The sequence below is a fragment of the Burkholderia anthina genome, assembly GCF_902498995.1.
GTDB lineage: Bacteria > Pseudomonadota > Gammaproteobacteria > Burkholderiales > Burkholderiaceae > Burkholderia > Burkholderia anthina.
Genome location: NZ_CABVLY010000003.1, coordinates 71,800 through 93,191, shown reverse-complemented (window position 1 = coordinate 93,191; position 21,392 = coordinate 71,800). Strand labels below are relative to the sequence as shown.

At 69.1% G+C, this 21,392-nt stretch carries 14 protein-coding genes and 1 riboswitch; of the genes, 7 read left to right on the top strand and 7 right to left on the bottom strand.

All coding sequences use genetic code 11. The features are described 5' to 3' along the window. Positions 1-17 precede the first annotated feature (17 nt). Together BME24068_RS05545 and BME24068_RS05540 are read right to left on the bottom strand one after the other, a co-directional pair. On the bottom strand, positions 18-650 hold the full coding sequence (locus tag BME24068_RS05545) for a cytochrome b/b6 domain-containing protein (RefSeq protein WP_096502916.1): 633 nt from the start codon (positions 648-650) through the stop codon (positions 18-20). A gap of 98 nt (positions 651-748) precedes the next feature. Continuing rightward, positions 749-1,015, bottom strand: coding sequence for a pentapeptide MXKDX repeat protein (locus BME24068_RS05540; protein WP_174925412.1), 267 nt, complete (start codon positions 1,013-1,015; stop codon positions 749-751). Between the two features lie 267 nt (positions 1,016-1,282). Continuing rightward, a riboswitch (TPP riboswitch) is annotated at positions 1,283-1,399 on the top strand. Positions 1,400-1,523: 124 nt separating this feature from the next. Here BME24068_RS05540 and thiC point away from each other — a divergent pair. The 5 genes from thiC (at position 1,524) to BME24068_RS05515 (ending at position 7,054) form a co-directional block, all read left to right on the top strand. Beyond that, positions 1,524-3,455 carry a phosphomethylpyrimidine synthase ThiC gene (gene thiC, locus BME24068_RS05535; protein WP_174925411.1) on the top strand — a complete coding sequence of 644 codons (1,932 nt, stop codon included), beginning with the start codon at positions 1,524-1,526 and terminating at the stop codon, positions 3,453-3,455. 242 nt (positions 3,456-3,697) lie between these two features. After that, positions 3,698-3,910, top strand: a complete 213-nt coding sequence (locus tag BME24068_RS05530; RefSeq protein WP_096502922.1) for a glycine zipper 2TM domain-containing protein — start codon at positions 3,698-3,700, stop codon at positions 3,908-3,910. 222 nt (positions 3,911-4,132) lie between these two features. Beyond that, the gene (locus BME24068_RS05525) at positions 4,133-4,381 is read left to right on the top strand and encodes a hypothetical protein (protein ID WP_096502924.1); all 249 of its coding nucleotides are present in this window, start codon (positions 4,133-4,135) and stop codon (positions 4,379-4,381) included. Positions 4,382-4,513: 132 nt separating this feature from the next. Then, positions 4,514-5,440 (top strand): DMT family transporter, encoded by a 927-nt coding sequence (locus BME24068_RS05520; RefSeq protein WP_174925410.1) that lies wholly within the window; start codon positions 4,514-4,516, stop codon positions 5,438-5,440. A gap of 333 nt (positions 5,441-5,773) precedes the next feature. Beyond that, positions 5,774-7,054 (top strand): sensor domain-containing phosphodiesterase, encoded by a 1,281-nt coding sequence (locus tag BME24068_RS05515; RefSeq protein ID WP_096502928.1) that lies wholly within the window; start codon positions 5,774-5,776, stop codon positions 7,052-7,054. Positions 7,055-7,101: 47 nt separating this feature from the next. Here the strand turns inward: BME24068_RS05515 and arfB are convergent, their stop codons facing one another. From arfB to recC, 4 genes are read right to left on the bottom strand one after another with little or no spacing between them, the layout of a single operon-like run. Beyond that, positions 7,102-7,506 carry an alternative ribosome rescue aminoacyl-tRNA hydrolase ArfB gene (arfB, locus tag BME24068_RS05510; RefSeq protein ID WP_096502930.1) on the bottom strand — a complete coding sequence of 135 codons (405 nt, stop codon included), beginning with the start codon at positions 7,504-7,506 and terminating at the stop codon, positions 7,102-7,104. After that, a complete protein-coding gene (locus BME24068_RS05505) occupies positions 7,503-9,833 on the bottom strand; it encodes an AAA family ATPase (protein WP_174925409.1) in 2,331 nt (776 codons plus the stop codon). The genes arfB and BME24068_RS05505 overlap by 4 nt, the downstream gene beginning before the upstream one ends. Next, complete coding sequence (gene recB / locus BME24068_RS05500) at positions 9,830-13,522, bottom strand: exodeoxyribonuclease V subunit beta (protein ID WP_174925408.1); 3,693 nt, start codon at positions 13,520-13,522, stop codon at positions 9,830-9,832. Before recB ends, BME24068_RS05505 begins: the two co-directional genes overlap by 4 nt. Then, positions 13,519-16,857 carry an exodeoxyribonuclease V subunit gamma gene (gene recC / locus BME24068_RS05495; protein WP_096502936.1) on the bottom strand — a complete coding sequence of 1,113 codons (3,339 nt, stop codon included), beginning with the start codon at positions 16,855-16,857 and terminating at the stop codon, positions 13,519-13,521. Before recC ends, recB begins: the two co-directional genes overlap by 4 nt. 181 nt (positions 16,858-17,038) lie before the next feature. On the opposite strand from recC, the gene BME24068_RS05490 reads away from it, so the two are divergent. Beyond that, positions 17,039-19,330, top strand: a complete 2,292-nt coding sequence (locus BME24068_RS05490; protein WP_115531430.1) for an FUSC family protein — start codon at positions 17,039-17,041, stop codon at positions 19,328-19,330. A gap of 282 nt (positions 19,331-19,612) precedes the next feature. After that, on the top strand, positions 19,613-20,980 hold the full coding sequence (locus tag BME24068_RS05485; RefSeq protein ID WP_098549249.1) for an amino acid permease: 1,368 nt from the start codon (positions 19,613-19,615) through the stop codon (positions 20,978-20,980). A gap of 161 nt (positions 20,981-21,141) precedes the next feature. Here the strand turns inward: BME24068_RS05485 and BME24068_RS05480 are convergent, their stop codons facing one another. Then, positions 21,142-21,309, bottom strand: coding sequence for a hypothetical protein (locus tag BME24068_RS05480; RefSeq protein WP_096509015.1), 168 nt, complete (start codon positions 21,307-21,309; stop codon positions 21,142-21,144). Positions 21,310-21,392: the final 83 nt, after the last annotated feature.

Sequence of the window (21,392 nt, the reverse complement as noted above, 5' to 3'; positions counted from 1 at the left end):
CACCCGGAGTTGACCGGTCAGCGCCCGCGCAGCATCGCGAGCAGCGAGCGCGGCACCAGCAGCGCCATCGCGACGTGCACGACGACGAACGCGACGAGCAGCGACATCGCCCAGAAATGCACGACGCGCGCGTTGTCGTAACCGCCGAACAGTTCGCGCAGCAGCGGAAACTGCACCGACTTCCAGATCGTCAGCCCGGACAGCACCAGCACGATCAGATCGACGATCGCGACCAGGTACGCGGCACGCTGCACTGCGTTGTAGACGCTCAAATCGTCGTGCGCGAGCCGGCCGCGCAACGCGGCGCGCACATCGCGCCACACCGACGCCGGCGTGACGGGCAGCATCTTGCGCGCGAGGCGTCCGGTCGCGATCGACATCGTCAGGTAGAACAGCCCGTTGAAGACGAGCAGCCACATCGCCGCGAAATGCCATTGCAGCGCGCCGCCGAGCCAGCCGCCGAGCGTGATGCCGTGCGGAAACACGAACGGCGGATAGATCGGCGACGCATCGTAGATGCGCCAGCCGGACAGCGCCATCAGGATGGCCGCGAGCGCGTTGAGCCAGTGGCTCGCGCGCACCCACGGCGGATGGATCGGACGCACGGGCGGCGCGGCGGCCGCGCGGCCGTTGGCGGGAACGGTTTGCATGATGAGGACTCCCGGAACGCGTCGACGAGACGAGACAAAACGAAATGCGGGCGGCCGTCGTCCAGCACACGCGCCGGCCGCGCCGCTGCCCGGTTTCGTCAGTTCGACGGCGCCATCTTGTCGCCCGACGACTTGCCCATCGCGTCCTTCTTCATCGCGTCGTCCTTCTTCATCGCGTCGTGCTTCTTCATGCCGTGCTTCTTCATCGCATCGTGGCCCATGGCATCCTTCGCCATCGCGTCGTGGCCCATCGCGTCCTTCGACATCGACGAACCGTTTTGCGACATCGCGTCGTTCTGCGCATACGCGCCCGTTGCAAGCGTGGCGAAAGCAGCGACGCAGGCGGCGATCAGTACCTTTTTCATGACATCTCTCCAGAACATGGGTTTAAGGAGCCGAATAGACGGACGACGTCGCGGGAAATGACAGCCGCTGCGAAATTTTTTCGAGGCCGCGCGAAGGCGCGCCATGTTGCACCGCTTCGCCGCTGCCGGCCGAGCCAGGGGGCCGTGCGACGGCGGCGCGCGCCGCCACTTCGACGGGCCGTCGCACCCCCCGCCATGCTGCGGCCGCACGGGGCAGCCGATCCGCTCCCGGTTGAAACCGCCGCGAAGCCGGTGTATCGTGTGCCCTTGCTAACGCGGGGGTCCTGCAATGCGCTCGGTCAAACAACCGGCATTGCGGGTGAGAAATACCCTTTGAACCTGATCTGGATAATGCCAGCGCAGGGAAGCGTACGGATTTCGCCGCCATCCTTCTGACGAAATCCGCCGCCTCACCAAACCTCGTCTCCTGCTTAGCTCGAGCCCCACATTCGTCAAGGGCTCCGGGCAAGCGCCGAAGCGCCTGTCCGGCGCTCACACAGGAGATTGCATGAACGCCAATCCGAAGTTTCTGTCTGCCGACGCCCACGTCGACGCCGCTGCCGTCGCGCCGCTGCCCAACTCGCGCAAGGTTTATGTAACCGGCTCGCAGCCCGACATCCGCGTGCCGATGCGCGAAATCACGCAGGCTGACACACCGACCGGCTTCGGCGGCGAAAAGAATCCGCCGATCTACGTGTACGACACGTCGGGCCCCTACACCGATCCGGACGCGAAGATCGACATCCGCGCGGGTCTGCCCGCGCTGCGCCAGGGCTGGATCGAAGCGCGCGGCGACACCGAGGTGCTCTCCGGCCTGTCGAGCGCGTACGGCCTCGAGCGCGCGGCCGACCCGGCCACCGCCGACCTGCGGTTCCCGGGCCTGCACCGCAACCCGCGCCGCGCACAGGCCGGCAAGAACGTCACGCAGATGCACTACGCGCGCCAAGGCATCATCACGCCGGAAATGGAATACATCGCGATCCGCGAGAACCAGCGTCGCGCCGAGTACATCGAGAGCCTGAAGTCGAGCGGCCCGAACGGCGAGAAGCTCGCCGCGATGATGGGTCGCCAGCATCCGGGCCAGGCGTTCGGCGCCGCGGCCTTCGGGGCGAACGCGCTGGCCGAGATCACGCCGGAATTCGTGCGCGACGAAATCGCACGCGGCCGCGCGATCATCCCCGCGAACATCAACCACCCGGAATCCGAGCCGATGATCATCGGCCGCAACTTCCTCGTGAAGATCAACGCGAACATCGGCAACTCGGCCGTCACGTCGTCGATCGGCGAGGAAGTCGACAAGATGACGTGGGCGATCCGCTGGGGCGGCGACACGGTGATGGATCTGTCGACCGGCAAGCACATCCATGAAACGCGCGAGTGGATCATCCGCAACAGCCCGGTGCCGATCGGCACGGTGCCGATCTACCAGGCGCTGGAAAAGGTCAACGGCAAGGCCGAGGATCTCACCTGGGAAATCTTCCGCGACACGCTGATCGAGCAGGCCGAGCAAGGCGTCGACTACTTCACGATCCACGCCGGCGTGCGCCTGCAGTACGTGCCGCTCACCGCGAACCGGATGACGGGCATCGTGTCGCGCGGCGGCTCGATCATGGCGAAGTGGTGCCTCGCGCATCACAAGGAAAGCTTCCTGTACGAACACTTCGAAGAGATCTGCGAGATCATGAAGGCGTACGACGTGAGCTTCTCGCTCGGCGACGGCCTGCGCCCCGGCTCGATCTACGACGCGAACGACGAAGCGCAGCTCGGCGAGCTGAAGACGCTCGGCGAACTCACGCAGATCGCGTGGAAGCACGACGTGCAGGTGATGATCGAAGGCCCCGGCCACGTGCCGATGCAACTGATCAAGGAGAACATGGATCTCCAGCTCGACTGGTGCAAGGAAGCGCCGTTCTACACGCTCGGGCCGCTGACCACCGACATCGCACCGGGCTACGACCACATCACGTCGGGCATCGGCGCCGCGATGATCGGCTGGTTCGGCACCGCGATGCTCTGCTACGTGACGCCGAAGGAGCACCTCGGGCTGCCGAACAAGGACGACGTGAAGGAAGGGATCATCACGTACAAGCTCGCCGCGCACGCCGCCGACCTCGCCAAGGGCCACCCTGGCGCGCAGGTACGCGACAACGCGCTGTCGAAGGCGCGTTTCGAGTTCCGCTGGGAAGACCAGTTCAACATCGGTCTCGACCCGGACAAGGCTCGCGAATTCCACGACGAGACGCTGCCGAAGGATTCGGCGAAGGTCGCCCACTTCTGCTCGATGTGCGGCCCGCACTTCTGTTCGATGAAGATCACGCAGGACGTGCGCGAGTTCGCGGCGCAGCAAGGCGTGTCGGAAACCGAAGCGCTGAAGAAGGGGATGGAAGTCAAGGCGGTCGAGTTCGTGAAGACCGGCTCCGAGATCTATCACCGTCAATAAGCGTTCGCGGCGGTCCGCACGGACCGCATCGCACCGCGCGAAGCCCGCTTTCGAGCGGGCTTTTTTGCGTCCCGGCGGCGCACGCCGCGTGCCTGCCGACCCAAACGAAACAAATGATTACGAAACCGCCGGAGCCTTAACAAGTCCTTACAGCGCCGTCGGGAGACGGCGGGTAGATTGGGTGCATGCGCGGCCGCCAGCCGGTCGCGCGCCCTCCGTTCACTACCACAAGGACAACGATCATGAATACGATTCGGCGTTTTGGGGTATGCGCGCTGCTCGTCGCGACGGTGGCCAGCCTGTCGGCCTGCGATTCGATGTCACGACGTCAGCGCGATACGGCCATCGGCGCGGGCGTCGGCGGCGTGGCCGGCGCGGCGATCGGCGGCAGTGCGCTGTCGACGCTGGGCGGCGCGGCGGCCGGCGGCATCATCGGTAACCAGGTCGGCAAGTAACTGCCCCGGTATCCCGCCCCTCGCCGCGCGACACGCGGCGCTGCTCGGGCAGACGGCGTTTCCGCGGTGCGGAAGCGCCGTTTTTGCATATGGCGCCCGGATTGCCGCGCGGCCGGCGCCGGCGCGTGCGGAAATGATCCGTTACCGTTTTGCGCCCCGCGTCATCGCCGCGCAGCCTAAGCTTAAGCATCTGCCGATTGCCGGCCCCGCCGGAGAGAGATCATGACCAGGACCTTCGTCGCCGCGGCGCTCGCGTGCGCGACACTCGCCGGCTGCTATTACCCGTATGGCTACTATCCGCCCGGCTATTACGCAGCGGCGCCCGCCCAGCCGGCGCCCGCGTATGTCGACCCCGGCCCCGCGTACTACTATCCGGCGCCGGCCTATGCGCCGGCATGGGGCGGCTATTGGGGCCCGGCGATGTCGCTGAACTTCGGTTTCGGCGGACACGGCGGCTGGCACCATCACTGAGCGCGTCCGGCTCGCCTGCGCGGCCCGCGGCGGGCATTTCCTGTTTCTTGCCGTTTCATCCGGTCGTGAAACGACGGTGTGGTAACGCGGTGTAAGATTCATCGCATCCCGTCCCCTCGCCCTTCACGACCGATGTCTCCCAAGAACGCCTTTCTGCTCGCCATCCTCGCCGCCCTGTGGGGCGCGTCGTTCCTGTTCATCCGGATCGGCGTCGCTGAATTCGGCGTCGCCCCGTTGATGGCTCTGCGGGTGGGCATCGGCGCGCTGTTCCTGATCGGCCTCGCGCTGACCCGTTTCAAACCGGCCGAACTCGCCGCCCGGTTGCGCCAGCACGCGGTGCCGTTGTTCGTCGTCGGCGTACTGAACTCGGGTGCGCCGTTCTGCCTGTTCGCCTATGCCGAACTGACGCTGTCGGCCGGCGTGACGTCGGTGATCAACGCGACAGCCCCGCTGTGGGGCGCGCTCGTCGCCTATGTGTGGCTGAAGGACACGCTGTCGCTGCCGCGCACGCTCGGCCTCGTGATCGGCTTTGCCGGCGTGCTCACGCTCGTGTGGAACCAGATCGCGAACGCGCACGGCAGCACCGGCGCCAGCGCAACCGCGCTTGCGGCCGCCGCCGCGCTGGGCGCGACGCTGCTGTACGGGATCGCGGCCAACTACACGAAGCGCAAGCTCACCGGCGTCGACCCGCTCGTCAACGCGACCGGCAGCATGATCGGCTCGACCGTGCTGCTGCTGCCGTTCGCGATCGCGACCTGGCCGGCCGCGACGGTCAGCGCGCACGCATGGGGCGCCGTGCTCGCGCTCGGCATCGCATGTACGGGTATCGCGTATTTCATCTACTTCTTTCTGATCTCGCATATCGGGCCGTCCCGCGCGATTACCGTCACGTTCGTGATTCCCGTGTTCGGCCTGCTGTGGGGCGCGCTGTTCCTCGGCGAGCGCGTGTCGATCGTGATGATCGAAGGCTGCGCGATCGTGCTGGTCGGCACCGCGCTCGCGACCGGCGTGATCAAGCGGATTCCCGGCCTGCGCACGCGCGGCGGCAAAGCGGCCTGAGCCGCGCGAGCGGCGGCCCCGCCGCTGGTCGCCAGATTCCCCGCGACCGCGCTGTCGATCGACGGCCGCGCACGGTCGCGCGGCCATCCGGCGTTCCGGCGCTATCTTCGTTCGACTTCGTTGTTCTCGCGCAATGGCACCGGCACGGCGCCTGTTTAGCGTTTGCGTCTGGAGTTACCCTGATACGCGAATCGCCCCGTTCCCATTACACTCGGAATACTCATCCGCAGAAGGCGGTTACGATGCACCACGTTCTTTCGCGTCCACCTGCGCGTGCGACTGCTTCAACGTGGCGGCACGATACCGCCCCCCCGTTCGCCGGGCACCGTTGACATGAAGCCCCCTCGCGACCTCTCGCTCAATTCCCTGCTCGAACGCCTCAAGCCAACCCCGAGCGGCTGGCTCGCTACTTATCGCAACACGACGCTGCGCAGCGTGTTCCAACCGGTGCTGTCGATCACGCACAAGCGCGTGGTCGGTTACGAAGCGCTGCTGCGCGTCGTGGATACGGACGGCACGCTGCTCTCGCCGATCGCGCTGTTCGACAGGACACGCGCCGACGCCGACGCGCTGCTGCTCGACCGGCTCGCCCGCTGCCTGCATACGGCCAATTTCGTCTCGCAAGGCATCGGCGACGGCTGGCTGTTCCTGAACGTGACGCCGCGCGTGCTCGATTCGGGCCTCGTGCAGCGCGAATTCGTCGAGGCGCTGTGCCGGCATTTCGCGCTGCCGCCGAACCGCATCGTGCTGGAAGTCGTCGAACAGCCGGCACGCGACGAAGCCGCGCTCGCGCGCACGATCGACATGATCCAGCATCGCGACTTCCTGATCGCGATCGACGATTTCGGCACCGGATTCTCGAATTTCGACCGCGTGTGGCGCGCACGACCCGATATCGTCAAGCTCGACCGTTCGCTCGTCGAGCGCGCGACGTGGTCGACCGACGATCGCCGCATCATGCATCACCTCGTGTCGATGCTCCATCAGGCCGGCGCGATGGTGCTCGCCGAGGGCGTCGAAAGCGACGACGCGCTGCAGGCGCTGATGGAGGCCGACATCGATTTCGTCCAGGGCTTCCAGTTCGGCCAGCCCGATGCGTCGATCGCACACGCGAGCGCCGCGGCGCCCGCGATGCTCGACGCCGCGTGGCAACGCTTCATCGCTCACCGGCATACGCCGGTGGTCGCCGAACAACCGGGTTTCGACGCCATCGAGCGGCTCGTGCTTGCCGGGGCGGCCACATTCTCGGCGAGCGGCAACCTGAACGATGCCGCGCAGCGCGTGTTTGCCGTGCCGGCCGCGCGACGCGTGTTCGTCACGGACGAGATCGGCGAGCAGTTCCTGCCGTCGATCGGCGCGCGCCCGGAAGACGGCCACGCGAGCGCGACCCGCCTTTCGCCGCTGTTTCCGGAAACCCACAGCAACTGGTCGCGACGGCCTTACTTCCAGCGCGCGATCGCCGCGCCGGGGCGCGTCGCGCTGATGGGCCCGCACTTCTCGCTGACGGAAGGCCGCGACTGCTACACGGCGGCGGTCGCGATTCGCGCGCAGAACCGCCTCGTCGTGTTCTGCGTCGATTTCGTGCTCGATAGCGCGGGAACCGTGATGCGGTAACGGCGCGCGGCAGTTCTCTGCCGCGCGCCGCGTCTACCGCGCTTTCGTCAGTCGACGATCTTCCCTCGTCCCGACTTCACCGCGCTGCGGCGCGACTTGTGTTCGAGCCGCCGCTCCTTCGAGGCACGCGTCGGCCGCGTCGCGACCCGTGCGCGCGGCGTGAACGCGACGCTGCCGATCAGCGCGTCGAGCCGCGCGAGCGCCGCATCGCGGTTTTTCTCCTGGGTACGGTATTCCTGCGACTTGATCACGACGATGCCGTCGCGCGTGATGCGCTGGTCGGACAGCGCGAGCAGCCGCTCCTTGATGACGGGCGGCAGCGACGACGCGCGGATGTCGAACCGCAGGTGAATCGCGCTCGACACCTTGTTGACGTTCTGCCCGCCGGCCCCCTGCGCGCGCACGGCCGTCCACTCGACTTCGGCCGGATCGAGCGTATAGCGGATCATCATCGCTGCGTCTCCTTGCTGCGGCGCGCAAGCGCCTCGTCGACGCGCGCCGCGAGCCCCGAATCGCGTTGCGTGCGGGTCGCGACCGCCTGCGCCAGCACGCGCCGCGGGCCGATCACCTGCACGCGCGCCCGGGCGCGCGTGACGGCCGTATAGACGAGTTCGCGCGTGAGCACGCGGCCGAACGACGCCGGCAGCACGAGCGCGGCCTCGTCGAATTCCGAACCCTGCGATTTGTGGACGGTGAGCGCGAATGCCGTTTCGTGCGGCGGCAGCGCCGCGGGCGACACCGCGCGCGCGGTGCCGTCCGCGCGGCGGAACCACACGCGCAACACGCCATGCGCGTCCGGCAACGCGATGCCGATGTCGCCGTTGAACAACCCGAGCGCATAGTCGTTGCGCGTCACCATGATCGGCCGCCCGGTAAACCAGTGGGCACCGACCGCAAGCGGCACGCGCGCCGCGTGACGCACATGCGCGGCCACGAGCGCATTGACGTGCTCGGCGCCGCGCGAACCGGTGCGCGTCGCGCACAGGATCCGGAACCGGTTGAGCGCATCGAACAGCGGCAGCGGATCGGGCACCGGCGCCGCGAGCGCGACGCGCAGCGCATCGAGGTATGCGCCGAACCGGCGCGCGAGCCGTTCGACCGTCGACGGTGCCAGCGTATCGCCCGCATCGTCGTGAAACGACGCGGCGGCCGTATCGTCCGTCGGCAACGCGTCGAGCGCGGCCTGCACGTCGCCACGGCGAATCGCCAGCGACAGCCGGCCGATCGGCGAATCGAGACCGAATCGGTAATTGCGTTCGAGCCATACGACGCAATCCGCGAGCGGCGCGGGCGCGGGATGCGCTGCCGCGGTTTCGTCGGCTCGCGCTGCGACGGCCGCCCCCCACGCTGCATCCGCGACATCGTTCGCATCGAACGGCGCGAGTTCGATCGCATCGAGCCATGCCAGTTCGTCGGCCTCGATCCATGCGGGGCCTGCTCCGGACGCGCGGGCATCGGTCGCGGTGCGGGTGTCGCTCGACGCGGCGTCCGCAGGCTGCGGCGAAGCGGCCGGTTGTGCGGTGTCGGGCGGAGACGCCACCTCGTCCTGCGGTTCGTCGTCGAAGAGCGATGCCTGACGCGTATCCGGTTTCGGTCGCGACGCCGGTTTGCGCGTAGCCGTAAACGACGCCCGTACGGACGCCTGGACCGGCGCCGCGCCTGCAGCCGCAACCGTGCGCGCGGCCGCACCCGTTTCGGCAGGCCCGCCGTCCGGCACCGGCAACGCCGCGACGAATGCGGCTTCGTCGATGCCGAGCGCCTGAGCGATGCGCGTGCGCGCCGCGGCGGTAAACGTCGGCCGCGCGCTCAGTTCGGCGAACACCGCGCCGGCCTCGACCGCGGCCAATTGGTCCTTGTCGCCGAGCAGCACCAGCCGCGCGCCCGGCGCGAGCGCGTCGAGCAGATGCGCGGCGAGCGCGACGTCGATCATCGACGCCTCGTCGACCACGATCAGGTCGTACGGCAACGGATTGTCGCGATGATGGCGAAAGCCCGCTGCCCCGCCGCCGCCCAGCAGGCGATGCAGCGTGTACGACGTGTCGGGCAGGCGCGCGGCGAGTTCCGGCGGCAGGTCGCCTGCCCGCGCGTGCAGCGCTTCCTGCATCCGCTGCGCGGCCTTGCCGGTGGGTGCCGCCAGCGCAATGCGCAACCCCGGGTGCGCGTCGAGCAGGCACGCCAGCACGCCGACGACGGTCGTCGTCTTGCCGGTGCCGGGGCCGCCGCTGACGATCGTCACGCGCCCCGTCAGCGCGACGATTGCCGCCACGCGCTGCCAGTCCACTTCGCCCGTCGCCGGCCCGAAGTAGCGCGCGAGGCTGTCGCGCAGCCGCTCGGGCGACAACGCATCGTCGAGCGCGGCCTCGCCGGCCTGCGCGACGAGCGCATCGGCGAGCCGCCGCTCGTAGTCGAAATAGCGCGACAGATACAGATGGTCGTGCCGGTCGACGATCAGCGGCCGCTCGTCGCCGCGAGCAAGCGTGCCGAATGCCACCACGCCGCTCGCGGCAAGCGCTGCGCGCACGTCGTCGAGCGATGCCTCGTAGCGTTGTGCGAGCGCGCCGAGCGACACGCACACGTGGCCGCCCGCCGTCGCGCGGCTCGTCGCGAATGCGGCACGCGCCGCCCAGCGCGCGGCCGCGGCCGGCGCGCCCGCGCGGCGCGACAGATCGCCGATGCGGCGCGCGAATCCTTCCGCGAGTGCGATGCCGAAATCCGCCGGCTCGGGCAGCCGCGCCACGAGGCCGCCGGTGAATTCGAGCGTATCGTCGGAGACGTTCATGCGCGGCCCCCTTCCATCATCCGGTCGAGCGCGTCGACGAGTTCGCGCGCGGGCCGCCGCGCATGCACGCCGGCCGGCTCGCCGCCGCTGCGCCAGCCGGGCCGCACACCGCGCACGAACAGGTACAGGTAGCCCGCGATATGCGTGTCGTAGTCGTAATCGGGCAGCCGCCCGCGCAGATAGCGATGCAGCGCGACCGTGTAGAGCAGCGCCTGCAGGTGATACGCGTGATCGGCCATCGCGACGTCGAGCGCGCGCGGGCCGTAGGCATCGGGCGTATTGCCGAGATGGTTCGACTTCCAGTCGACGATCCAGAACCGGCCGTCGTGTTCGACGATCATGTCGATGAAACCCTTGATGAAACCGGCGAGCACGCCCGCCTCCAGCGCAACGTCCGGATAGCCGTGCGCGACCAGCAGCCGGCGCAGCGCGCCCAGTTCGAGCGACGGCGCCGGGAACAGGAATCCCATTTCGTCGAGCCGCTTCGCCGGATCGAGATCCGCAAGCCGCATGCCCGGCACGAGCTCCGTGCTGACGACGTCGCCCACGAGCCGCGCCATCATCGCCGGCAGCCGCACCCCGAGTTCGGGTTCGGCCTCGACCGGCCGGTCGTGCAACGCGCCGAGCGCGGCCTGGTGCCACGAATCGGGCTCCGTGAAGCGGCTCAGTTCGAACAAGCGATGCAGGCACTCGCCGGCTGCCGCGCCGCGCGGAAACACCAGGATGTCGTCGTCCGGCGGCTCGGCCGCGACCGTGTCGGCCACGGCGAATTCGCCATCCGGTGCGACCGCGGCAAGCGCATCGTGATCGGGCCGCAATTCATCGTCCGGCACGATCGCGACACCTGCCTCCTCGCGCGCCATCGACGCGGTCAGCGAACTGAAGCTCGCCATCCGCCACGCATCGCGCAGCATGCGCGTCGCGTGACGGGCCGCGAGCGTCTGCGACGCATCGTGCCCGGCCGCGAGGCGCTCGCGACGCACGGGCGCCGGCAACGGCGCGACGCTCACGGGGCCGCCCGCCAGGGCTTGCCATGCGGCGTCGAGCGCCGCTTCGTCGGGCGGCTCGTCGAGCCACGCGTCGAACGACTGACCGGCGCCCGCGACGAGCCAGTTGAGCACGCTGCGCCGCGCCTCGCGGGTCGATCGCGACGACAGATACGGCCCGGCGACGAGATAGCACCGATAGACCGCGCGCGTGAGCGCCACGTAGACGAGCCGCGCGCGTTCCGCCGCCTGCTCGCGCAACGCCTGGCGCGCCGCGTGCGCGGCGGCTTCGTCGTCGCACCCGTAATGCAGCACCGCGTCGCCCGCATCGTCGTGATACTCGCGCGCATCGGGCAGCCCCGATGCAGGCGGTTCGCGCAGGCCGCCATCGTTCAGGAACGGGCAGAACACGACCGCGTATTCGAGCCCCTTCGACTTGTGCACGGTCACGATCTGCACGAGGTTGCGGTCGGATTCGAGGCGCAACTGCGCTTCCTCTCCGCCGCCGTCGAGCCGTTGCGCGGCAAGCCAGCGCAACGTCGGCGCGATGCCCGGCTGCGCGGACGCGCGCGCCTGCGTCAGTTCGGCCAGGTGATTGATGTCGGTCACGCGGCGCTCGCCGTCCGCACCGGCCATCAGACGCTCGGCGATGCGCAGTTCGCGCGTGAACGTGCGCCACATCACCGCGAAGCCGCGTTCCCGCCACAGCAGCCGATAGCGCGAAAAGCGCTCGACCCAGCTCATCGCATCGGCGCTGTCGGACGCTTCGCCGTCGCCCTGCTCCATGCGCCACAGCGCGCCCGCATCGAGACCGAACCAGTCGGCCGCGAGCGCCGCGCGCAAGCGCCGCAGATCGCCCGGCGCATCGATTGCCGCGAGCACGCGTTCGAGCTGCTCGGCGTCGCCGGTCGAAAACACCGACGCCTGCGCGAGCTCGACGCTGCCGATGCCCCACGTGGCAAGCACGCGCTTCACGAGACTGCCCTGCCGGTGCGTCTGCACGAGCACCGCGATGTCGCCCGGCGACAGCGGCGTATCGCCGAGCCGCGCGTACCCTTCGCGCGCGCAGCGCATCAGCCGCGCGATCTCGGCCGCGCAGGCCTGAGCAGCTTGCGCCTGTGCGTCGCGCTTGAGCAGCGTGGCGTCGCCGCCCGGCAGCGTCCAGATCCGGAAATCGCCGGCCGGGGCCGGGTCGGTGCCGTCGACGAACGGCGCACGCACACGCGTACCGGCCCGCACCGCGTAATAGTCGAGCCCGTCGAGCACGAACGCGCGCGGATTCGACATGAAGAAGCGGTTGCACGCATCGACGATCGCCGGCGTCGAGCGCTGGTTGACCGCGAGCGTATAGCACGCGCTCGCACTGGCGCGCGCGGCCAGATAGGTATGCAGATCCGCCGCGCGGAAGCTGTAGATCGCCTGCTTCGGATCGCCCACGAGAAAGAGCGGCCCGCGCGGCGCGAAAATCCGGTCGAAGATCGCGAACTGCAGCGGGTCGGTATCCTGGAATTCGTCGATCAGCGCAGCCGGATAGCGTTCGCGCAGCGTCTCGGCGAGCCACGGATGCGTATGCAGCGCGTGATACAGGTTCGCGAGCAGGTCGTCGAACGACACGACGCGGCGCGTACGCTTGCGCTCGGCCAGTTCGGCCGGTGCCATGTCGAGCCAGTCGGCGATCAGCGCGAGCCAGCGCGCATGCTGCGTGGCCTCGGCCGCGGCCACCGCCGCGTCGAGCGCGTCGGCAACGTCGAAGAACGGGTGCTCCGGTGTCGCGCCGCCCTTTTTCGTCGCTTTCACGAGCGCGGTGCGCGTGAGCTTGAGCGCCGCCTTCGGCAACGCGGCCGTCGCATCGCCCTGCGCGAAATGCGCGGACCACGCGCCGAGCGCATCGACGATCGCGTCGGGTTTGTGCGAGCGCTGGTTGAGCGCGGGCTGCGCGGTGCGCAACAACGCGTCGATCGCGTCGCGCTCGTCGGCCCACATCCGCGCGGCTTCCTCGAAGCACGCCGCGGCGGCGACTTCCGCCGATTCGTCCGGCTCGCCCACGCCGTCCCAGCGCAGCGCGGCGAGCGGCTTCTTCAGCCGGCGGGCGAGCTGCGCATCGAGCGCGGCCGGCCCTGCGCCCGAATCGACGAGCCACGTCGCGAAACCGGGCCAGCGTGCGGCCGCCGGCTCGACACGTGTGCGCCAGAAGTCCGCCGCGAGCTCGAAGCGCAGCGCCGCATCGTCGGCCTGCATGTCGAACGCGAACGGCATCGCGGCCGCGAACGGCGCTTCCTGCAATGCACGCTGGCAGAACGCATGGATCGTATGGATCGCCGCCTGGTCGAACGCGCGCAGCGCGCGCCGGATCCGCTTCGCGGCCGTCTCGGGATCGAGCGCGCCGGCTGCGCCGAGCGTCGTCTCGAGCAGACGCGCGACGAACGGATCGCCGCCGTCGTCGCCCGTATCGAGCGCATGCGCGAGCTGCGCGAGCCGCCCGCGAATCCGCTCGTGCAGTTCGGCCGTCGCCGCCTTCGTGAAGGTCACGACGAGGATCTGGTCCGCGCCGAGATCCTTTTCGAGCAGCAGGCGCACGTACAGCGCGCAGATGTTCCACGTCTTGCCGGTGCCGGCAGACGCCTCGATCTGGTTGACGCCGTCGAGCGGACACGCGAACACGTCGAGTTCGAGCGCCGCCTGCGGCTGGGATGCGGCGCTCATGCGACCTCCTTCAGATGTTCGAGCATCGGCTCGAACACGAGCCGCGCGAGCGTGCCGAACGGCTCGTCGAGCGATGGATGCGCACCACGCCACGCGATCGCGATGGCCGGGTCATCGGCTTCGCTCGCCACACGCTCGTTGATCCACACGCTCGCGGCCTTGGCCTCGCCGTCGGAGACCCGTGCCCATGCGCTGCGTGGAAAGAACCGCAGCGGCATGCGCCGCCCCGCGCGAAACAGCGCGGCAAGCGGCGCGAGCCGTTCGAGCGGCGCCGCGACCGGCGTGAGTTCGAATGCGCCGCCGCTGCCGAACCACAGCGTGCGGCGCGGGCCATCGGGCACCACCGCGCAGTAGACGAGGTGCGCAAGCCACGCGGACAGGTAGTCGCGCGCGCTCGGCCGGGCATAGCGATAGATGATCTGCCCTGCCGGCGTCAGCCGGTTCAGCGTGCCGTGCAACTCGAGCGGCGCGCTCACCGCGTCGCCGGCCAGCATCGCATCGTCGGCGCCGAACAGCGCCTGCTCCGTGTCCGGCCATGCGGGCGCGACCTCGAGCGTGAACGGCCGCCGTTCCATCCCGTCGACGAGCGCGCGCCGCACATTCGACGCGAGCTGCGTCATCGAGCCGAGCGCCTGGTCGCGCCAGACCGCGCCCGTCGCGCCGCCCGGCAGTTCCGGGCTGGCGTCCGCGATACGCAGCGCGTGGTCGTGCACGCCGCCTTCGTCCGATTCGATCAGGAGCGGCAGCACGCGCTCGGCGAGCGCGTCGCTGCCGGCAAAGTCGAGCGCGAACGGCTCCGTGTCGAGCAGTTCGGCCTGCGCGTCGGACAGCAGGATGCCGAGCCGCGCGCGCAGCAACGCACGCGCCGGATGCCGCCAGAAGCGCTCGAATTCGCTGAACGCGACAGGCTCGGCCGGCTCGGCCGGCAGCGGCTGCGCGAAGAACGGCTGCCCGCGCGTCGCATCGCGCGACGCTTCGGCCGCCAGCAGCGCCGCAAGCGTCGCGCGCTCGGCGTCGTACGAAGCCAGTTCGCTGTCGGGCTGGAAATACGCGGCCGCGAACGGTTGCAGCGGATGCTCGACGACGAACGCGCGCCGCGCGGCATCGACCGCGTCCGGTGCGGCGTCGGGGCCGGCCGTGACGAGCGCGAGATGGTCGAGCAGTTCGTCGACGAGCGCCGCGGGCGGTAACGGCGCGTTGTCGCGGATGCTGCGCCCCGTATAGGCGATCAGCAGCCGGTCGCGCGCCGCGAGCAGCAGGTCGAGGAACAGGTTGCGCTCGTCGTCGCGGCGCTGCCGGTCGCCGAGCTTCGGCAGCACGGCCATCAGGTCGAATTCGTCCGCGCGCGCGAGGCTCGGCAGCACGCCGTCGTCCATCCCGAGCAGGCATACGACGCGATACGGCAGCCCGCGCAGGCTCGTCAGCGACGAGAACGTGACGCCGCCCCACGGCACCCCGCCGCGCGCCGGATCGTCGAGCGCGGCAGCCAGCCCCGCGCGCACCACCGCCGCAGGCAACGCCTCGTCGGGCGCGCCTTCGGTCATGGCCGCCAGCATCGCGTCGAGCGCATCGCGCACGCCCGCGAGCGCGTCGGCATACGCGGCGCCGGAGTCGAAGAAGCGCGCGAGCGTGTCGGCGAACAGTTCGCTCCATGCGCGCGGCGTGTGCGCATCGGCGAGCCGCCGCGCGAAGCCGTCGAGATCGTCGGTGAAACGCGCGAGCCGGCCGAGCAGTTCGGCCTCGCTGCCGGTGGCCGCTTCGATCGGCAGCCACGCGCCGACCGGAGCCGCACCTTCGGGCATCGCATAACCGAGGAAGAGCCGCGCGAGCGCATCGGAGAACGTATGGCGCGGCGCGGGGACCGCCGCGTCGTCGCTCGTCGTCGGCGACAGCCCTCGCCGCGCGCCGGCGGCCGCAAGCCAGGTCTGCACCGTTTCGAGCGCGGCCGCGTCGATCCCGTAGCGGGCCGCCACCGCGTCGACGCGCAGCCATTCGACCAGCTCCGGCGCACCGACCTGCCGCTCCGGCAGCACGAGCCATTCGAGCAATACGCGCGCGACCGGGTTCGCCTGCGACGGCGGCAGGCCGGTGATCCGGTAAGGCACGCGCGCGCCGCCGGTGCCCGCCGTGCCGAACACGGCATCGATCAGCGGCCCGGCCGCCGCGAGATCGGCGACCGCCACCAGCACATCGGACGGCTGCAACGTCGCGTCGGCATCGAACCACGCGAGCAGCCGGTCATGCAGCACCTCGAGCTGGCGCGCGAGGCTGTGGCACACGTGCACCTCGATGCCGCGTTCGGCCGGCGCGTCGCCGCGCTCGTCCTCCGGCTGCAGATCGAGGATCGCGTTCTGCACGCGCGCGAGCCAGGTCGGCGCGGGATTCCCGACGAAACGCGATGCGTCGCCTGACGCGGCGCTTTCGGTCAGCTCGTGCAGCATGTGCAGCTGCGCCTGCGTCTGCCGGCCCCACTCCGCGAGCAGCGGGTGGCCGACTTCCTGATAGTCGAGCCGCCCGGCCGCATCGAGCGCCTCGGCATGCGCGGCGGTGACGATGTCGAACCAGAATTCGCGGCACGGGTTGAGCGCATAGACGCGTACGTCGATCCAGCGCGACAGCTCGCGCAGCAGCGCGACGTGCAGCGGCGGCATGGTCGGCAGTGCGAACACGCTGACCGACTCCGGCCAGTCGGCGCGCGCGACGGTCTCGGGATCGAGGTTGCGCGCCTCGACGAGAAAGCGATGCGCGGGCGGCGTGCCGCTGTCGCTCAGCTCGGCGAGCAGCGCGCGCCACAACGCGGCCTGCCACTGCTCGTCGTCGCGCGCGGCGTCGCTGATGCCGCGCGGCGCGCCGTCGCCCGCGAGCACCGACTCGCCGGCCTGCCAGGCGGCCAGCCATTCGGGCCGGTAGGTCAGGTAATGATCGAGCACGGCCGCGACGCGATGCGCGAGTTCGTAGCGCATCGCATCGTCGGACGCCGACAGATACGCGGCCAGCCGCGGCGACGCAAGCCACGGCGTGCCGCCCGCGGCCTGCGCGAACAGCCGGTAGCAGCGCCACACGAGGCGGTCCGGCGCGAACGGCGAGCGCGCGGGCACCGTCAGCACGCGGCCGATCTGCGCCCACAGCCATTGCGCGAGATACGTGAACTCGACGTTCGCGCACACGCCGTGGCGCGCGGCGATGTCGAGTTCGAGACGGCGGCGCAGCGCCGCGCTCGGCACGATGACCTGCTGCGGCGCCCACGGGCCGTTGCGGGCCGGGAACGCGGCCAGATCGTCGAGCAGCGCGTCGGCCAGCGTTTCGTGACGGTTCGAATAGAAGAGATGGAGCATGAAGCGGGTGTCGGTGCGTCGCGCCGGCCGGGCCGGGCGAACAGGAGCACCAAGGATAGCAAAAGGGCCGTCGCGGCGAACCTCGTCCGAACGGCCAGGTTTTGCGGACCGCGAAATACGATAGACTCGTCGCCAGTCAATACGCCGCCCCGGGCGTCTTCGTCTGCCATTCAGCCCATCGATGCGCTATTCGGTCGAAATCAGAAAGTTTTTCTACAGCCAGTATTTTTTCGGCGGCCTGCGGATCGCGGTCGGCGTGTCGCTGCCGGCGGTACTGTGCCTGATCGTGTTTCACAACCGGGATCTCGGCTTCACGATCTCGACCGGCGCGCTCGGCGCATGCGTCGTCGACATGCCCGGCCCGCTCAAGTACAAGCACAACGAAATGCTCGCGTGCAGCGTGATCGGCTTCCTGGCCGCGCTCGCGACCGGCCTCGCGACACCGCACATCTTCGCGCTGTGGCTGACGATCGTGCCGCTCACGTTCGTGCTGTCGCTGATCGTCGTATACGGCAACCGCTGGCCGCAGATCAGCTTCGCGACGCTGTTCATGATGGTGATGACGCTCGAGGAGAAGTTCACGCCGCTGCAGGCGTTCATCAACGCCGGCTGGATCCTCGCGGGCGGCCTCTGGTACACGTACTGGGCAACCTTCGTGTCGCAATGGCAGGCGCGCCGGATCGAGCAGCAGGCGCTCGCCGAGAGCCTGTTCGCGTGCGCCGACTACCTGCTCGCGCGCGCGCAGTTCTACGATCTCGAGGCCGATCTCGACGAGTGCTACCGCAATCTCGTCGCCAAGCAGATCTCGGCGGTCGAAACGCAGGAAACCGCGCGCGACATCGTGCTGCGCAACCTGCCGAAACTGCGCCGCGGCAAGCTCGACCCCGGCCGCACGACGATGTACAACCTGTTCATCAACAGCGTCGACCTGCACGAGCTGTTCGTCGGCGCGCACACCGACTACCCGCTCGTGCGCAACACGTTCGGCGGCTCGGACCTGATCATTTTCTACCGCGACCTGATCCGCAAGGCGGCCGCCGATCTCGAGGAGATCGGCCTCGCGGTGCTCGAAAACCGCGCGCCGCATTCGCGGATCAGCGTAAAGGCCGAACTGCGCGCGATCGAGTACGAGATCGAGCTGATGCGCAAGAAGAACTTCGCGGCCAGCAATCCGGAGGCGTACGCGGCGGTGCTCGCGACGTTCCGGCGCATCTGGAGCGCGACGCGTCTGATCGACCGGATGCGGCGCAACCTGTCCGGCCACGCCGACCCGCAGCAGACCGAACTGAAGATCGACAAGGCGCTCACGCGCTTCCTGCAGCGTCGCCGGATGTCGCCGCTGCTGATCTTCTCGAACCTGAACATGCGCTCGCCGAGCTTCCGCCACGCGCTGCGCGTGACGATCGCGGTGGCCGTCGGCTTCTGGCTCGGCCGGCTGTTGCCGCTCACGAACGCGTACTGGATCGTGATGACGAGCATCATCATCCTGAAACCCGGCTATTCGCTGACCAAGCAGCGCAATGCGCAGCGGATCATCGGCACGCTGATCGGCTGCGCGGCGAGCATCGCGCTGATCTACACGGTGAAGGAGCCGCACCTGCTGATCGCGATCATGTTCGGATCGATGGTGATGAGCTACAGCCTGCTGCTGTTCAACTACACGGCGAGCGTCGTGTTCACGTCGTCGTACGTGCTGCTGATGTTCCATCTGCTCGCGCCGGGCAGCATGCGGATCATCGGCGAGCGCGCGATCGACACCGTGGTCGGCTGCATGATCGCGATCGCCGCGAGCCGGCTGTTCCCGTACTGGGAATACCGGCTGATGGGCAAGCTCGTCACCGACATGCTCACGTCGACCCGCAAGTATTTCGAGGCCGTGTGGCGCGCCGGGCGCGGCGCGTCGCCGCCGCCCGTGCCGGCCGCCGACGGCGCGGCCGTCGTGCCGGGCGTCGCCGCGGCGATCGAGACGCCGGCCGCGAGCCTCGACGCCGACTACCGGTACCGCCTCGCGCGCAAGGACGTGAACATCGCGTTCGCGAACCTCGGCCAGGCGTTCCAGCGAATGATGATCGAGCCGAAGGCGCACCAGCGCTTCGTGCCCGAGTTGAACGACCTGCTCGTGCAGACGCACGTGCTCGGCGCACAGATCACGGCCGCGGCACCGCTGATCCGCAGCGCGTGCGCGGCCGACGACAGCTTCGTCCACGACGACGCGCTGCACCGCGGCCTGTCCGCCGTGCTCGACAATCTCGAAAAGGCGGAAGCCGGCGAGCCGCCGCCGGCCGACCAGCTCGACGCAACGAAGCAGATCACGCGCGAGCTCGACGCGATGGTCGTCTCCGCGGAAAAATCCGACGCGGTCGGCGCCGAGCTCACGCACGACCTCAAGGTGCTCGCGCACCAGTGCAAGCAGATGCTTGCGTCGTCGCTACTGATCCGCAAGGACGCGAGCGTCATCCGCCTGCCCGCATGACGTCGTCCCGCCGGTGCTCGCCTCGCGCGCGGCGGGGCGGCCGCCGGCGCGCCCCGTTCCAGCCCTCCCCGCACGCATGACCCATCCGCCTCGCGCGGCGGCCCGCCGGCCGCGCGCTCGCGTCAGCCTCGATTCCCGCGGTTGCGCCAGTCAGGGAATACCCGATTCCGGCCATCTGCCCGGCTTGTTATCATTCGTTCACATTTTAAGTTGTATAGACAACTTGAGCCAACCGGACCGGCCCGCTCGCCCGGTCCGCAGCACAACGATATCGGAGACTCGATGAAGAACTTGCAGCGCCACCTGAGCGCGCGGCACATCCGCTTTCTCGCGCTGGGCTCGGCGATCGGCACCGGTTTGTTCTACGGTTCGGCGTCGGCGATCCAGCTCGCGGGCCCGGCGGTGATCCTGGCCTACATCCTGGGCGGCGCGGCCGTCTACATGGTGATGCGCGCGCTCGGCGAGATGGCCGTGCGCGAGCCCGTCGCCGGCTCGTTCGGCCACTACGCGACCGAAAACCTGGGCCCGTTCGCCGGTTTCGTCACCGGCTGGACCTACACGCTCGAAATGGTGATCGTCGCGATCGCCGACATCACCGCGTTCGGCATCTACATGGGCTTCTGGTTTCCGGACGTCCCGCAATGGATCTGGGTGCTCGGCGTCGTCGCGGTCATCTGCGGGCTGAACCTGTGCCACGTGAAGGTGTTCGGCGAGCTCGAATTCTGGCTGTCGATCATCAAGGTCGGCGCGATCGTCGCGATGATCGGCGGCGGCGTCGCGATCCTGCTGACCGGCATGCACTTCGGCCATTCGGCCGACGTGCCGACCTTCGCGAACCTGTGGAACCATGGCGGCTTCTTCCCGAACGGCGTCGGCGGCCTGATCGCGTCGCTGTCGGTCGTGATCTTCGCGTACGGCGGCATCGAGGTGATCGGGATGAGCGCCGGCGAGGCGAAGGATCCGGAGCGCGTGATTCCGCGCGCGATCAACGCGGTGCCGGCGCGCATCCTGCTGTTCTATGTGCTGACGATGGTCGTGTTGATGTCGATCAGCCCGTGGACGGGCGTCGGCAACGACGGCAGCCCGTTCGTGCAGATCTTCTCGGCGCTCGGCGTGAAGTCGGCCGCGACGATCCTCAACCTCGTGGTGATCAGCGCGGCGATCTCGGCGATCAACAGCGACATCTTCGGCGCGGGCCGGATGATGTTCGGGATGGCGCGGCAGGGCCAGGCGCCGCGCGTGCTGATGACGACGTCGCGACACGGCGTGCCGTGGGTCACGGTGCTCGTGATGGCGGGCGCGCTGTTCGTCGGCGTGGTGCTCAACTACCTGATGCCGAAGGACGTGTTCCTGGTGGTCGCGGCGATCGCGACGTTCGCGACCGTATGGGTGTGGCTGATGATCCTGCTGTCGCAGGTCGCGATGCGCCGTCGCCTGTCGAGCGCGGAAGTCGCGGCGCTGAAGTTCAAGGTGCCGCTGTGGCCGGTCGCGCCGGCGCTGACGATCGCGTTCATGGGTTTCGTGATCGTGATGCTCGGCTGGTTCGACGATACGCGCGTCGCGCTCTACGTCGGCGCGGCATGGCTCGCGCTGCTCGCGGTCGTGTTCTACGCACGGATCCGCCCGAAGTTTGCCGCTGCGTCACGTTGACGCACGACTGATCTCCCCCGCACGGGCGCCGGTTTCGGCGCCCGTTTTTCTTTCGGCACGGCGCGACGCAGCGTGTGTCGTCAGCCGCCCGTTCCGCTCCTCGCCGTTGCTGTCCCGGCCGCTGCGCCCGACCGCCAGGGTCCGGAGCAGCGCCCGTTCGTTCAGTGCGACGCGGCGCTCGCGCTCGCAGCCTCGGCCGGATGGGCCTCGTCGTATGCGCGCTTCTGCGAGACCGCGTTGTACAGGATCGTCCCGATCACGAGCAGCACGGCCACGACGATCAGGATGCTCACGTTGCGGACAGGATTCTTCTTGCGCTGATCGTTCATGGTCGGGGCGACTCCGTCAATTTTGTCGAAGCGGGCATTCTACGCGCTTGCGCACGTGCTGCGACGCCCCGTTTGCGTTCCGT